We start from the raw sequence: 15078 nt of genomic DNA, 5'->3' as shown, positions 1-15078 counted from the left end.
GATTTATTGATGAAAATTGCCATTCAGATGGATCATATTTCAACAGTTCGGATTCAAGGAGATACAACATTTGCACTCGCTTTAGCAGCGCAAGAACGCGGACACTCTCTTTTCCATTATACACCAGATCGTTTATCTTTGTGCGATGGTTGTGTGATTGCACGACTAGAGCCATTAACTGTCTATGATAAAGAGGAAAACCATTATCAATTAGGAAAGCCTGTTCGCACAGAATTAAGAGATATGGATGTGGTTCTTTTGCGTCAAGATCCACCTTTTGATCTCAACTATATCACAACAACTCATTTGTTAGAACGTATTCATCCTAAAACGCTTGTTGTGAATGATCCAGCATGGGTACGCAACAGTCCAGAAAAAATTTTTGTGACTGAATTTTCTGATTTGATGCCAGAAACATTAATCACCAAAGATATTGAAGAAATAACAGCTTTTAGAGAGAAATTTGGCGATATTATTGTGAAACCACTTTATGGGAATGGGGGCGCTGGTGTTTTTTATTTAAAACAAGATGATCGCAATTTAGCATCGCTGTTGGAAATGTTTTCAGACATTTATCGTGAACCTTTTATTATTCAGCGTTATTTAGAGGCGGTACGGAAAGGAGATAAAAGGATTATTTTGCTTGATGGTACACCTGTTGGAGCCATTAATCGAGTTCCGACAAAAACAGATGTGCGCTCTAACATGCATGTTGGAGGTCGAGCAGAAAATGTTGCGTTAACAAAACGTGATTATGAAATTTGTGAACGCATTGGGCCAGCCTTAAAGGAACGTGGTCTTCTTTTTGTGGGGATTGATGTGATTGGAGATTATATAACAGAAATCAATGTAACGTCTCCTACGGGAATTCGTGAAATTAAGCGCTTCTGTGGTACAGATGTTGCGCATCTTTTTTGGGATGTTGTTGAATCTAAACGTTCAAATTAATTTATGTGATAGAGAATCAAAATATGGTTGTGTTAAAAAAATGATCCATGTTGTTTTTTTATATTTGTTATGTTGCAAATGTTAACTAGAATGACCGTATCGTATAAATTAAGAGGCTTTGTTCTCAATTTTTAGGGAGTTTACAGATGAGCAGAGTATTATCAATTGGAGTGGGGTTGATTTTTGTGTTACTGCTATCCGTAAATAGAGGCAACGCGCGTGATCAAATACATGTTACAGGCTCATCTACAGTTTTACCTTATCAAAAGATTGTTGCTGAAACATTTGGAGAAATTTATCCCCATTTTAAGGTTCCTGTTATCGAATCAGGTGGAACAGGAGTGGGTATTAAGGAGTTTTGCCGTGGTATTGGGGAGAACACCGTTGATATCGTTAATGCTTCACGCGCAATGAAATCGAGCGAATTGCAGTCTTGTTTTGATGTTGGTGTGAAGGATATTGAGGAAATACGCATTGGATATGATGGCATTGTTTTTGCAACAGATATAAAGGGTCCTGATTGGAAGTTACGGCCGGTAGATGTTTATAAAGCCCTTGCTGCTCGCGTTATTATAGACGGGAAGTTGCAGCCTAATAATGTTTTGAAATGGAGCACTATCAATAGTGCGCTTCCTGATTGGATGATAGAAGTCTATATTCCTGGAGAAAAGCATGGAACTCGGGAAGTCTTTGAGGAAAAATTACTTGCTGTAGGTTGTAAAGAGAGTGGGGCAGTTGAGGTGATGAAGTCGTCAGGAATGGATGATAAGGAGATACACGCTGCTTGTATTGCTGTCCGTAAGGATGGAAAAGCGGTTGATATTGATGGTGATTATTCTGAAACATTTGCGCGTCTAACGTCGAATAAAACAGGGATTGGTATTTTGGGTTTGTCTTTTTATCAAAACAATGCTGATAGACTAAAGGTTGCCGATATTAATGGTTTTGTGCCAACAGTTGAGACAATTTCTCAGGGCCAATATCCAGTTTCTCGACCACTTTTTTTCTACGTTAAGAAAGCCCATTTAGATATTGTCCCAGGTTTGCGAGAATATGTTGACTTTTTTCTTTCTGATCAAATGATCGGTCCAGAGGGCCCTTTGGCTGAATATGGTTTGATTGTTGCTCCTGAAAAGGAGCGTCAAGCGCAGCGTTCTGATTTTTCTGCTGGTCGAGTAATGATGTTGAAATAATTTTGAGGAATAATTTATTGGGTTTCCGGAGCCAAGCGTTTTGGGCGCTATTTTTTATAAAAACTGAAAGATAAAATGCGCATTTCCTTCATTATTTTGCTGTTATTGATTTTTGGACTTTGTGGCTTTTGTATTTCTTATATGCGAGCACGCACTCTTGAATACAAACAACATAAAATGCATTCTCGTGCATATTATTACGGCTGGTGGACATTTTTGATTACTGTTCTTCCAGCTTTTATTTTTTTATTTTTTTGGGATGCAGGGAGTGCAATTTATTTAGAATATAACGCCTCTCGAGAGCTTGGGGCATATAGTACACAGATAACAGAGTCTGTAAATTATGATCTACTTTGGGAGGCTCTTCGAAGTCTTGTCAAAATGATTCATTACTTTGAAGGGAATCTTTCCGCCACTTCTTTTAAGGAAGTGCAGGCACAATTATTGGCGAAGGGGTTTATTCTACCGCATGAAGCATCGGATGATGTGTTCAAAATAGCACGGTCTTGGATATTTTTGTCTCAAAAGCTTCAATTTATTGGCCATGGTTTTCTTTTTGCTATTGCTTCCTTTGGTTTTATCTGTGGAATGATGCAAATTGCACCTCATCAGCGTGCGCGCAATAAGGTTGAAACTTTGATTATTATTGGGTTGGCCTGTGCTTCTATCGTTGCCGTTTTGACGACAATTGCCATTGCACTTTCTCTGTTCTTTCAGACAATAAGCTTTTTTCAGTCTGTATCCTTTTCAAATTTCTTTTTCGGAACGGTTTGGGATCCACGTTTTTCTGCGAGTGGTGCAAGCGATGAAGGAGGACAATTTGGCTTAATACCGCTCCTTGCGGGTACACTTTATATCGCATTTGTCGCTATGCTTTTTGCTGTACCGATAGGACTATTTTCAGCGCTTTATATGGCCGAGTATGCTTCTGCGCGATTGCGAGCAATTGTAAAACCATTATTGGAGGTTCTTGCTGGCATCCCTACCATTGTTTATGGTTTTTTTGCTTTGAAGGTTGTCGGGCCATTTTTACGTGATCTGTCTGCTTCTCTTTCAGATGGGGGGAGTTTTATTATGGCACAAAGTGTTTTGACCGCTGGCGTTGTGATGGGAATTATGTTGATACCTTTTGTTTCCTCTTTGTCAGATGATGTTATTACGGCTGTTCCACGCATTTTGCGTGAAGGTTCTTATGGTTTAGGCGCAACGCAATCTGAAACAATAAAAAAAGTTGTTATACCAGCGGCGCTCCCAGGAATTATGGGAGCTATTTTGTTGACAGCATCGCGTGCAATTGGGGAAACGATGATTGTCGTTTTAGCGGCAGGTGTTGCAGCAAACTTGACACTTAATCCTTTCGAAGCAATGACCACGATGACGGTTAAGATTGTTAATCAATTGACTGGTGATTTTGAGTTTAATTCTCCCCAAACTCTGGTGGCTTTTGCCTTGGGGATGACACTCTTTGTGATGACACTCTTGATGAATATTCTAGCTCTTTATATTGTGCGTAGATATCGGGAACAATATGAATGAATGAAAAATTTTTTCCTCGTCGCAATATTAGCCTTAAACGTCGACATTGGGCTGAACGTCGTTTTCGTGCCTATGGTTTGAGTGCTATTTTTATTGGTTTATTTTTTTTATTTGCGCTTTTATGGTCTATCTTTAGTCAAGGTTATACAGCTTTTTTTCAAAGTGAAATGACATTATCGGTTTATTTGGATGAAAAGATTATTGATCCAAGTGGTCAACGTCAAACAAATCCACAAATCCTCATGACAGCGAATTATCCTCTTCTTGTACGCAATGCTTTAGCAAAAAAACTTGATATTAATCAAAATGATCGAGCCTCTCTGCGGGACATTAACCGTATGTTTTCAAAAGGTATCCGTGTTCAACTGCGTGAAATGGTAACAAAAAATCCAAAATTAATTGGCACAATGCAAAAAATTAAAGTTTTAGCAGCGGCGGATATTGATTCTGCTTATAAGGGGCAGATTGATCTGCATGTAGCAGAAAAAAACCGCAAAGTTTCTAATCGACAGGTGGAATGGATAAAACGTTTAGCGCATGATGGTACGCTTTATAAGACGTTTAACATTGGTTTTTTTACATTTGGTGCTTCAAGTCGTCCTGAGACTGCGGGATTAGGTGTTGCGATCATTGGTTCTCTTTATATGATAGGCATTGTTTTATTGGTTTCACTTCCGATAGGCATAGCAACAGCTCTTTATTTGGAAGAGTATGCACGTAAAAATAAATTTACAGATTTTATTGAAGTAAATATCAATAATCTTGCCGCTGTTCCTTCGATTGTATTTGGTCTTTTAGGACTTGCGGTTTTTGTTAATTTTTTAGGATTACCCCGTTCAGCCTCTTTTGTTGGTGGTCTTGTTTTAGCGCTCATGACTCTTCCCACGATCATTATTGCAACACGTTCTGCTTTGCGTGCTGTTCCTCTCTCTATTCGTGCGGCCGCTTTAGGGTTGGGGGCATCAAAAACACAAATGATTTTTCATCATGTTGTTCCTTTAGCGGCACCTGGTATTTTGACAGGCACAATTATTGGAGTAGCTCAAGCTTTGGGTGAAACAGCCCCTTTGCTTTTGATTGGCATGGTTGCTTTTGTTGTTAATATTCCTACGACTCCTATGGACCCAGCAACAGCTTTGCCGGTTCAAATTTTTATGTGGGCAGGTGAAGCAGAACGCGCTTTTGTTGAAAAGACATCAGGGGCTATTATTGTATTAATGATTTTTCTTGCGATCATGAATATTTCTGCGGTTTTTTTACGTCGGCGATTTGAACGCCGCCAGTAATTTTAATAAAATAATAACTTCGATAAGGTTGTTTTAAGGTGAGTTTTTGTTATGAAGATTAAAATGCGTGGTCAGGATGTAAAGGTTTCTTATGGAGACAAAGAAGCTCTTCACGGTATTACTCTTGATATTCCTGAACATCAAGTCACTGCTTTGATTGGTCCATCAGGATGTGGAAAATCGACTTTTTTGCGTTGTTTCAACCGTATGAATGATACGATTGAAGGGGCTAAAATAACGGGTCTTATTACTTTAGATGGGGAGAATATTTATGACCAGAAGATCGATGTTGTAGAATTACGTGCCCGTGTTGGAATGGTTTTTCAAAAGCCTAGTCCTTTTCCAAAGTCTATATTTGATAATGTTGCTTATGGTCCACGCATTCATGGTTTAGTGAAAACACGCTCTGAGCTGCATGATGTGGTTGAAAAGAGTTTGAGACAAGCTGGTTTGTTTGAAGAAGTAAAAGACCGCCTTCATGATCTTGGAACAAGTTTATCCGGAGGACAACAACAACGTTTGTGTATTGCGCGTGCCATTGCGGTTAGTCCTGAAGTTATTTTGATGGATGAGCCTTGTTCAGCTCTTGATCCCATTGCGACGGCACGGATTGAAGAGCTTATTGATGCGTTACGGCAAAATTATACAATTGTTATTGTAACACATTCTATGCAACAGGCGGCTCGTGTTTCTCAATATACGGCCATGTTTCATTTAGGGCATTTAGTAGAAGTTGGTGCAACTGAAATGATCTTCACTTCACCAAAAGAACAGCGGACACAAGATTATATTACGGGGCGTTTTGGATAGGTGAATTGAGGAGTGTAAAAGATGTCTATGAACCATACTGTTCGTTCTTATGATGCAGAACTAAAATATCTAAAAGCAAGGATTGCAGAAATGGGGAGCCATGCAGAAAGAATGATTGAACGTTCTGTTGCATCGGTTGTATGTAGTGATCTTCAACTCGCAACAACAGTGATTGCCGATGATGTGTTTTTAGATGAAGCAGAACGTGACATTGATGAAAAAGCGGTTGCTATTATTTGCAAACGCCAGCCGATGGCTGTAGATCTGCGTGAAATCATTGGAGCCATTCGTATTTCTTCTGATCTTGAGCGCATTGGGGATATGGCTAAAAATATTGCTAAGAGGACTGTTGCTCTTTCAGAAATACGTCAATCTGCCTCCTTTTATCATGGTCTTGAAACAATTACAGCTTTAGCGCTCAATCAATTAAAAGAAGTTTTAAATGCTTATACGAGTCGCCTATTAGAGCGTGTTGATGCTGTGCGTGAGCGTGATGAAAAGATTGATGCTTTGTATACCTCTCTTTTCCGTGAACTTTTGACATATATGATGGAAGATATGCGCAATATTACGGTTTGTACGCATTTATTGTTTTGTTTAAAGAATATTGAACGAATTGGTGATCATGTTACCAATATCGCTGAGATGTTGCATTATATCATAACAGGTTATCATATGTCTTCTGATCGTCCTCGCGATGACCTTACTTATAAAGTTGGGATAGGCGAGAAGAAAATAGATTAAATTTTTCTTAGCTGTCTAAAATAAGCTTATAAATATATTCAATCTTTTTTACAGTACAGCTATAGAAAGAATGTAATAACCATATTATCAAAAAAGCAAAAAAGAGTTTTTTCAGGTTAACATGGTGGCTTGTTAACTCTTGATTTGACATATTTGTATATCGGATGATACCATCACGCATAGTGTAGCCGGAGAGGCGTTTTCTTTCTGGTCATTATTAAAATATTAAAGGGGGTATCTGTATTATTTTTTTAATATTGATGTAGAGGGTTTTGCAGCCCAAGTCTTTTTCATATTGAAAATGAGGGGTGAGTGTTCAGGCATATTCTTTTATTTTATTGCGATTGAAAGATGGAGGGTGTTATAGTCTATATTTGTAGGAGCGACAATATTGATCTATAAATTAAGAGTTTTTTATTTTTTATTTTGCATAGATAGTTTTTGATTACCACTTGTATTAAAATTTTACTGAGTGCTAACAATTAGCTGTGTACTTTATTAAGAGATACATTTAAAGCTCATTTCAAAATTTTAATAGCTTAGAGATTATAGGCCAGAGATTATAGGAATGTGTTGCATAAGATGAAAAAAAATCGTTGGAATGTTTTTGTTACCTGTTGCGTAGCGCCGTTGGTTGTTGTGGGGTGTGCAGCAAATCATTTAGAGGCTGGCAAAGTAAATAATAAGAGGACAAAAACAGTTCCGTATCCATTGTCAGAGCGCCAGTGCCTTATGCGTGCGATGTATTTTGAATCAAATCGCTCAAGTCGTGAAGGAATGATTGCCGTTGGGACAGTTGTTATGAATCGTGTTAATTCAACGGCCTATCCCAAGACAATTTGTGGTGTTGTTGGCCAATATAAGCAGTTTGCTCCTGGTGTTTTAACACGTCCTATGACGGAGAAAGCATCTGTTGCTCGTGTAAGAGAGGCTGCTGATGCTGTTTTACGGGGGGAGCGAGATAAGAAAGTTAAATACGCTAAGTTTTTTCACACCGCAGGTTTGTCTTTTCCTTATAGAAACATGCACTATGTTCATGTTGCAGGGGGCAATGCTTTTTATGAAAAACGATCACGTGATGGATCACTTCAAGTTCCTACCAATAATCGTCCTTATGATGTTGCTTATGCTTTTGCTCAAGAGCGATCTGGTCATTTACCTAGCTTTATCGATGAAGGCTTAGAAAGTAAGGGAATAAAGGCAGAAAAAGGTGCGTCTCCTTCGACAGAAGTAGCACAGTCCAAGGCAGTGCAGCCTAAGTCTTTTGCTATGGTTCGGCTTGATAAAGTTCCCATTCCTTCTTATGCACCTCAACATTTAGTTCAGAAAGAAGAAAATAAAACGATTATGGCATTGCCTTCATCAGATCAGTTAAATGCAATTGTTGCAATGTTAGAAAAACGACGTAGAAACTTGTAATTTTTTTCAGGATCGAAGAAGGGATATACAGCTATTGCGGTTTAATGCATTAAGTAAACCCTTTAGCGATAATAAAACGTATAAATATACGTAGAGAAAGTGAACTCAAAGGTTTTGAAAAAACAATTTAGAATATGACGGCGTAAGGAATGTCTTTATTTAAAGAAGGGTATTGGTAATGTATTTTGATATTCATGAGACAATTTCTCCTGAATTGCTTAATCGTCTTGCAGAAGTTACGGTAAAAGTGGGGCTTAATTTACAAGAGGGGCAGGATCTTGTTTTGACGGCTCCAGTTTCAGCATTACCTTTTGTTCGACGTATTGCCTATCATGCTTATAAGGTTGGTGCTGGTGTCATTACACCAATTTTTAGCGATGATATGCTATCGCTTACACGTTTTGAAAATGCCCATACGGCTAGTTTTGATTGTGCACCTTCTTGGCTTTATGAGGGAATGGCGAAAGCTTTTGAAAATGGGGCTGCACGTTTAGCGATAGTAGGTGATAATCCTTTGCTCCTTTCCAATCAAGATTTTGATAAAGTTTCGCGTTTGAATAAGGCGACTTCGCTGGCTTATCAACCTGCTCTCAAAAAAATATCAAATTTTGCTATCAATTGGTCGATTGTTGCTTACCCAACAATAGGATGGGCTGAAGCGATGTTTCCTTCTTTACCACTTAATGAAGCGGTAAAAAAGTTAGCCGATGCAATTTTTTCTGCTTCACGTGTTACAGGGGAAGACCCAGTGCAGGCGTGGACTGTCCATAATGAAACTTTGAAGAAACGGTCATCTTGGTTGAATGAGCAGCGTTTTTCTGCCTTGCATTTTACAGGACCAGGGACTGATTTAACGGTTGGTTTGGCTGATGATCATGAATGGCATGGAGGGGCATCTGTTGCTCAAAATGGTGTTGTTTGCAATCCCAATATTCCAACAGAAGAAGTTTTTACAACGCCTCATGCTCATAAAGTTGAAGGATTTGTTCGCTCAACAAAGCCACTTTCCTATCAAGGAACACTGATTGATAATATTGAAGTGCGTTTTGAAGCAGGGCGTATTGTTGAGGCCCGTGCATCAGCAGGTCAGGAAGTTTTACGGCAGGTTTTGCAAAGTGATGAGGGGGCAAGCCGATTGGGTGAAGTTGCTCTTGTGCCTCATTCTTCACCCATTTCTAAGAGTAATCTTCTTTTTTATAATACCCTATTTGATGAAAATGCAGCCTGTCATATTGCTTTAGGGCAATGTTATTCCAAATGCTTTTTAGATGGTGCATCATTGACACCAGAAGAAATTGCAGCACGGGGTGGTAATAAAAGTGTTATTCATATTGATTGGATGATTGGCTCCGGTGAAATTGATATAGATGGCATTAGGCAGGATGGTATGAGAGTTCCTATTTTTCGTAAGGGTGAATGGGCTTAATCCTGTTATGGTGTGAAACACGTCATTCGAGATAGGGGATGGAGGCTCTCTGGATACGTTAAGTATTTTTAAAGTACGTGTTGGATACTCAAGGCAGAGCTTGACTGTAAAATATTTTGTTAAGTCAATCACATGATTGGGAAGCCAAGAGAAGTCCATTTGACGAGAACTTGGGTTGTTTATAGACCACAACTGGGGTGGGGGGCTTTGTTCTTTAAGGATGGAGGGGTAGTCAATTTATCGGTGATATGATTGGAAAGTGCATAAATCATTAAAAAAATGCATAACTATTAAAGAGGATTGATGCCTGAGCTTCCTGAAGTAGAGACAGTTCGTCGTGGACTTGAGTCTGTTGTCACTGATGCAAAGATAATTTCTGTAAAGCTTAATCGTAGAGATTTGCGTTTTCCTTTTCCTGAGGCTTTTTCTGAGCGTCTTATTGGCAGAACAATTATAGAACTTGGTCGGCGTGCGAAATATTTATTATTCCATCTTTCTCAGGATGAAACGATTTTAAGCCATTTAGGAATGTCGGGCTCATGGCGTATAGAGAATGATCTTTTAAGAAAAGATTTTTCAAAGACGAGTAAATTGGTTAAGCATGACCATTTCATTATGGTTCTTCAAGCCAAGGATGGTGAAATTTATCATCTTATTTATAATGATGTGCGTCGCTTTGGGTTTATACTTTTAGTTGATACAGACAAGCTTTCTGAACATCCGCTTTTAAATAAGTTAGGGCTTGAACCTATGAGTAATGCATTTTCTGGTCCTTATTTACAAAAGGCTTTTGTTAATAAAAAAATGTCTCTCAAAGGGGCTTTACTTGATCAGTCTATCGTTGCGGGTCTTGGGAATATTTATGTTTGTGAGGCACTTTGGCGGAGTCGCTTATCTCCACAGCGTGGGGCATTTACATTGGCATCAAAAAACCTACATGCACGTGAACTTGCAGATTCTTTAGCACAGAATATACGCAATGTAATTTCTGAAGCCATTTTGTCTGGTGGCTCTTCTTTACGTGATTATACGCATGTAGATGGTTCACTTGGTTATTTTCAACATGCTTTTTCGGTTTATGGACGAGAAGGCAAGGAATGTTTGGAATGCGGAACGCCTATACTCCGTATTTTACAGGCTGGGCGTTCAAGTTTTTACTGCTCACAATGTCAAAAATGAATAAGGTGTCTTGCAAAATCCGATAAGAAGCTTAAAGTCAAGATCTGACAATTATACGAAAATACAAGGCTTGAGAGGTTTTTTTTATGCTGAATAAAGTACTAACACATCTTGATGGGAATATAGAAAAGAGCCTTGAGCGCCTTTTTTCTCTTTTACGTTTTCAATCAGTTTCTACAGACTCTGCTTATAAGGATGAATGTCGTAAAGCAGCTGATTGGTTAGTAGAAGACTTAAAAAGCATTGGTTTTGAGGCTTCACGGCGTGATACACCGGGTCATCCAATGGTTGTGGGGCATCATCCAGGACCTTCAGAGGATTGTTTACATGTATTGTTTTACGGACATTACGATGTTCAACCTGTTGATCCGTTAAATTTATGGGAAGATGATCCGTTTAATCCTTCCTTAAAAGAGAGAGATGGAGAAAAAGTTATTTGTGCTCGCGGAGCTTCTGATGACAAAGGTCAGTTGATGACTTTTATTGAAGCATGTCGTGCATATAAGAAAGAAACAGGACAGCTTCCTGTTAAGATTACTATTTTATTTGAGGGAGAAGAAGAATGTGCTTCCCCCTCTCTTATTCCTTTTTTAAAAGCAAATAAAGATGAACTTAAGGCAGATTATGCATTGGTTTGTGACACGTCAATGTGGAACGCGGATACACCATCTATTGCTCTTTCTCTTCGGGGAGTTATGGCAGAAGAGATTATTATTACTGCAGCAAATCGTGATTTGCATTCCGGTTATTTTGGAGGAGTAGCAGCCAATCCCATTCGTATTTTAACTAAAATTTTGGCAGGACTTCACGATGAAAATAATAAGGTAACACTTCCTGGTTTTTATGATGGCGTAGAAGAAACACCTCCACATATTTTACAATCATGGAATGAGCTTGATTGTACTGCTGAAAGTTTTCTTGGTCCTATTGGTCTTTCTGTTCCAGCTGGTGAAAAAGGTCGGAGCATTTTAGAGCTTGTATGGGCACGCCCTACCATGGAATTTAATGGTATTAGTGGGGGGTATGAAGGAGAAGGAATGAAAACGGTTATTGCTTCTCAAGCGAGTGCAAAAGTATCATGTCGTCTGGTCCATAAGCAAGATCCAGAGAAAATACGTCAAGCATTGCGTGATTATGTCCGCGGTGCGATTCCTGCTGACTGTACGGTTGAATTTAAGAATCATGGCTCTTCTCCGGCACTTCAGCTTTCTGATACTTCATCTTTTACCAAAGCGGCAAAGGAAGCTTTATCACAAGAGTGGGAAGTTCCTGCTGTCTTGACAGCCATGGGGGGCTCGATTCCAATTGTTGCAGATTTTCGGTCAATTCTTGGTATGGAAACTCTTTTGGTTGGTTTTGGATTGGCTGATGATCGTATTCATTCGCCTAATGAAAAGTATAATCTAAAATCATTTCATAAGGGACAGCGGTCTTGGGCACGTATTCTTACTGCTTTAGCAAATAGGAGGGTGAATGGCTGATATTCGCGTTCATCAAGGTGATTTGCCAAACTTAGACAATTATAAAACTGATGCTGTTGCGATTGATACGGAGACTTTAGGATTACAACCACATCGTGATCGTTTATGTGTTGTTCAGATTTCTTCTGGAGATGGGACTGCTGATATTATACAGATTGCTAAAGGACAAAAGAGTGCGCCTCATTTGGTCAAGCTTCTTAAAGATAACGCAGTCACCAAGATATTCCATTTTGGGCGTTTTGATCTTGCTATTTTAGCACATACATTTGGCGTGATGCCGGAAGCCGTTTTTTGCACAAAGATTGCCTCAAAACTCACGCGTACCTATACAGATCGTCATGGATTGAAAGAAATTTGTAGTGAATTGCTAAATGTGAATATTTCCAAACAGCAACAATCTTCCGATTGGGCGGCAGAAAAGTTATCACAGGCACAAATTGAATACGCTGCATCGGATGTATTATATTTGCATCGTTTAAAAGTTATATTTGAAGAGCGCTTAAAACGCGAAGAGCGAGAAAATGTTGCCAAAGCATGTTTTCAGTTTTTGCCTATGAGAGCTAGACTTGACCTTTTAGGGTGGTCAGAAGTTGATATTTTTGCGCATAGCTAACTTTGAAAATTGGCTTTTAAATAGATGAATTACTAATGCAAGAGGATAAAATGCCCACATTATCGGCATTTTATCCTCTTATTTTTTATGAGAGTATTTTATGATATCGTTACGCTCTTTTAGTTGAAGTTTAGGCAATAAAAATGCATTTACGGCCTTATGCTTTTTTATGCCCATTCTTTTTTATGTTTTTAACGGTCTTTATTTGAAAAAGTAATGTTGAGGAAAGTCTGGGAACATATGCGAGGTTGGAAGGTTTTAATCTCTGAAATCGGTATATGGCCTAATTCGCTGAGAATATGAAGGCATTAATGTAAAACCAATGCCCATTCTTATCATTCTTAATTCTGCTTTACGTCTTTCAAAACTATGCTAAGGTATTGCCTGTTAAATAATGGAGATTATGTATTACCTAACGCTCTTTAATAGCATAAAATTTTTCATGCAAAACAGAACGCTCTAAACAGAATATTTATATTGCGTATTCACGTACTTTTTAAAAGAAACCTTTCTTAAAGCATCCAAACCCATTTCGTAGAGGCACTCATGAAGAGCATAAGGCCCCAATATTAAAATTTATTGAGTATTCCCATCTTTATGCTTGTGGAGCAACAAGGCGGTACCATTACATGACTTTGCTCATAGCAAATATTGTAATCGTCTTTTCTATTCTTAATATTGAAGGCATCTATCAGAAGTATTTTTAGTTTTTTCTTGAGTGTTTTTTATTCACACACGCAGCACATCTTGTAATGTGCAAACAAATAAATTTGATTGATTCAACTTGAAACAGATTTTGAATAAGAGAATTTTATGGTATTCAGAGTTACAATTTAATATGAATAACGATAAATTATATTTATAAATCAATATATTGATGTGATACTTGTGTTGTTTCTTCCAGACGATACTTTATGCTTTTATTGATTAGCAAATGAATGATTTCTATGTTGGCTGAGCAAGGCAATTTGTATTTATTTTAAAATTAAAATGCTTCAAAGCTTTGTTCTTTTGATGATTTTCACGTTTTATCTATAAATATGCTATTTTTTCTGGAAATTTGCAATGACGACACTAGGTAAAAATCCATTATGGATATTTAATGAGGTTAAATTTATGAATATAAAATATTTTATGACAACTTTTGCTACTTTTACTTCCATTTCTGTTGCTCAGGGTGCTTCTTTTTTGGCGTCTCAAAACTTTCTACAAAGAGCATCTTCAGCCATTCCTTCTATAGATCTTTTTTCATCAGGGAAACAGATTAGCAAGATCTTATCTGAAATTGTTCAAATGGAACGTGTTTGTACAAATAGCAGCCCGTGTATGACAGCCGCTCAGTTAGTCCCAGTCTCACATTCTGGTAAAAAAAGAGGTCCTAAAAAAGGACCAGGTAAAAAAGGTCGACCAAATCTATTTACACGAGGACCAATGAGTTATTAAAAAATAGCATCAAGATGTAATTATGCTCGGGAGTTGAAAAAAAAGATATTTTTTATCATTTGGAAAGGGGGAGAGCTGTTTGTTTACCAAGATTAATATGATTGTGCACGGTGAGGGTGAAACACACTGTTTATAGCGTATATTGATTTATAATAAGCGTTCATTATTTTACATGCTGAATGATCACAGCTATTTCTTTGTACTTTATGAGGTATGTGGAGTGGAACTATACAATAAAAATGCTTCTTATGAACTGCCTTAAGAGCTAAAGGGTAACGCAATGTTGGGGGGATTGTCAAAGCGCGGGGAGGGCATCGGTTTACTTTTTCATAAGTGTAAAGATAGGGGCCGTGGAATGATCATTATACCCTTCATGTTCGCTGTCGCGAAATGGACGTGAGAGCCTTAAGAGATATCTCTTTAAACGAGTGTATGAATATGCAACCCAATGGCGTTCTGACATCGGAAAAGATAGGGGGCAGGGATATTTTAGTGAAAACTGTATAATGGCAATTGTTCGCTACAAATTTATTGCTTCCTTACAAATTTCATGGATTATAGATTGGGCTTTTAAAGCTGTAAATACCATTTAAGCGTGACATTTAAACCGCCGTGATAATTCCTTTTTTAAAGGAAAGGATGAGTTAGAGCAGGATTGGGGCCATAGAGTTGCCAGTCCAGTAAATCATATGAGCGAGAACCAAGACAAACTCACTCTACAAAAATCAGGCGACAAAAATCTGGGTTGTTTAGAGACAGAATCTGAGAGAATGACTCGTTCCAAATCGAGTAAGAGGCCATGCATGAAGGTATAATAAACTTTTTATTTTTGAATTATGTTTCAACGACATAGTTAAGAACAATACGTTATTTATCTATGATTCAATCCCAGAGATTTTTCTTCCAAATTATTTGCTTAATTGATAATTTTTAGAGCGAGGTTTATTTTGAAAGCTTTAAGAAAAAACTTTCATTTTCTCAGTGTTCGGAAGAGTTTAAT

Annotated in this window: 12 protein-coding genes; all 12 read left to right on the top strand. The window is 38.1% G+C overall.

Features of this window, described 5'->3' with window-relative positions; all coding sequences use genetic code 11:
- The first annotated feature begins 9 nt into the window (after positions 1-9).
- Positions 10-948, top strand: coding sequence for a glutathione synthase (gene gshB, locus AC6ER8_RS07240; protein WP_497078029.1), 939 nt, complete (start codon positions 10-12; stop codon positions 946-948).
- Positions 949-1094: 146 nt separating this feature from the next.
- The gene (locus AC6ER8_RS07235) at positions 1095-2141 is read left to right on the top strand and encodes a PstS family phosphate ABC transporter substrate-binding protein (RefSeq protein WP_497078028.1); all 1047 of its coding nucleotides are present in this window, start codon (positions 1095-1097) and stop codon (positions 2139-2141) included.
- A gap of 75 nt (positions 2142-2216) precedes the next feature.
- Entirely contained in the window at positions 2217-3677 is a 1461-nt protein-coding gene (gene pstC, locus AC6ER8_RS07230) for a phosphate ABC transporter permease subunit PstC (RefSeq protein ID WP_497078027.1), read from the top strand.
- On the top strand, positions 3674-4963 hold the full coding sequence (gene pstA / locus AC6ER8_RS07225; RefSeq protein ID WP_497078026.1) for a phosphate ABC transporter permease PstA: 1290 nt from the start codon (positions 3674-3676) through the stop codon (positions 4961-4963). The genes pstC and pstA overlap by 4 nt, the downstream gene beginning before the upstream one ends.
- Positions 4964-5014: 51 nt before the next feature.
- The gene (pstB, locus tag AC6ER8_RS07220; RefSeq protein WP_497078025.1) at positions 5015-5773 is read left to right on the top strand and encodes a phosphate ABC transporter ATP-binding protein PstB; all 759 of its coding nucleotides are present in this window, start codon (positions 5015-5017) and stop codon (positions 5771-5773) included.
- Positions 5774-5794: 21 nt separating this feature from the next.
- Positions 5795-6517 (top strand): phosphate signaling complex protein PhoU, encoded by a 723-nt coding sequence (gene phoU, locus AC6ER8_RS07215; protein ID WP_497078024.1) that lies wholly within the window; start codon positions 5795-5797, stop codon positions 6515-6517.
- Between the two features lie 582 nt (positions 6518-7099).
- Positions 7100-7936: a cell wall hydrolase gene (locus AC6ER8_RS07210; RefSeq protein WP_497078023.1), complete on the top strand. Its 837-nt coding sequence runs from the start codon at positions 7100-7102 to the stop codon at positions 7934-7936.
- Between the two features lie 178 nt (positions 7937-8114).
- Positions 8115-9362, top strand: coding sequence for an aminopeptidase (locus tag AC6ER8_RS07205; protein ID WP_497078022.1), 1248 nt, complete (start codon positions 8115-8117; stop codon positions 9360-9362).
- 303 nt (positions 9363-9665) lie between these two features.
- Positions 9666-10541 carry a bifunctional DNA-formamidopyrimidine glycosylase/DNA-(apurinic or apyrimidinic site) lyase gene (gene mutM, locus AC6ER8_RS07200; protein ID WP_497078021.1) on the top strand — a complete coding sequence of 292 codons (876 nt, stop codon included), beginning with the start codon at positions 9666-9668 and terminating at the stop codon, positions 10539-10541.
- Positions 10542-10627: 86 nt separating this feature from the next.
- Positions 10628-12022, top strand: coding sequence for a M20/M25/M40 family metallo-hydrolase (locus AC6ER8_RS07195; protein WP_497078020.1), 1395 nt, complete (start codon positions 10628-10630; stop codon positions 12020-12022).
- Entirely contained in the window at positions 12015-12635 is a 621-nt protein-coding gene (locus tag AC6ER8_RS07190) for a ribonuclease D (RefSeq protein ID WP_497078019.1), read from the top strand. The genes AC6ER8_RS07195 and AC6ER8_RS07190 overlap by 8 nt, the downstream gene beginning before the upstream one ends.
- Before the next feature lie 1116 nt (positions 12636-13751).
- Positions 13752-14078, top strand: coding sequence for a hypothetical protein (locus AC6ER8_RS07185; protein ID WP_497078018.1), 327 nt, complete (start codon positions 13752-13754; stop codon positions 14076-14078).
- Positions 14079-15078: the final 1000 nt, after the last annotated feature.

Source organism: Bartonella sp. SL320 (assembly GCF_059687635.1).
This window is presented reverse-complemented; position numbering and strand designations above follow the sequence as displayed.

Excerpts from the sequence above, each read along its gene's own strand:
- AC6ER8_RS07210 (WP_497078023.1), top strand. The coding sequence starts at position 7,100 with ATGAAAAAAAATCGTTGGAATGTTTTTGTTACCTGTTGCGTAGCGCCG.
- pstC (WP_497078027.1), top strand. The coding sequence starts at position 2,217 with ATGCGCATTTCCTTCATTATTTTGCTGTTATTGATTTTTGGACTTTGT.
- pstA (WP_497078026.1), top strand. The coding sequence starts at position 3,674 with ATGAATGAAAAATTTTTTCCTCGTCGCAATATTAGCCTTAAACGTCGA.
- mutM (WP_497078021.1), top strand. The coding sequence starts at position 9,666 with ATGCCTGAGCTTCCTGAAGTAGAGACAGTTCGTCGTGGACTTGAGTCT.
- AC6ER8_RS07235 (WP_497078028.1), top strand. The coding sequence starts at position 1,095 with ATGAGCAGAGTATTATCAATTGGAGTGGGGTTGATTTTTGTGTTACTG.
- AC6ER8_RS07195 (WP_497078020.1), top strand. The coding sequence starts at position 10,628 with ATGCTGAATAAAGTACTAACACATCTTGATGGGAATATAGAAAAGAGC.
- gshB (WP_497078029.1), top strand. The coding sequence starts at position 10 with ATGAAAATTGCCATTCAGATGGATCATATTTCAACAGTTCGGATTCAA.
- pstB (WP_497078025.1), top strand. The coding sequence starts at position 5,015 with ATGAAGATTAAAATGCGTGGTCAGGATGTAAAGGTTTCTTATGGAGAC.
- AC6ER8_RS07190 (WP_497078019.1), top strand. The coding sequence starts at position 12,015 with ATGGCTGATATTCGCGTTCATCAAGGTGATTTGCCAAACTTAGACAAT.
- phoU (WP_497078024.1), top strand. The coding sequence starts at position 5,795 with ATGTCTATGAACCATACTGTTCGTTCTTATGATGCAGAACTAAAATAT.
- AC6ER8_RS07185 (WP_497078018.1), top strand. The coding sequence starts at position 13,752 with ATGAATATAAAATATTTTATGACAACTTTTGCTACTTTTACTTCCATT.
- AC6ER8_RS07205 (WP_497078022.1), top strand. The coding sequence starts at position 8,115 with ATGTATTTTGATATTCATGAGACAATTTCTCCTGAATTGCTTAATCGT.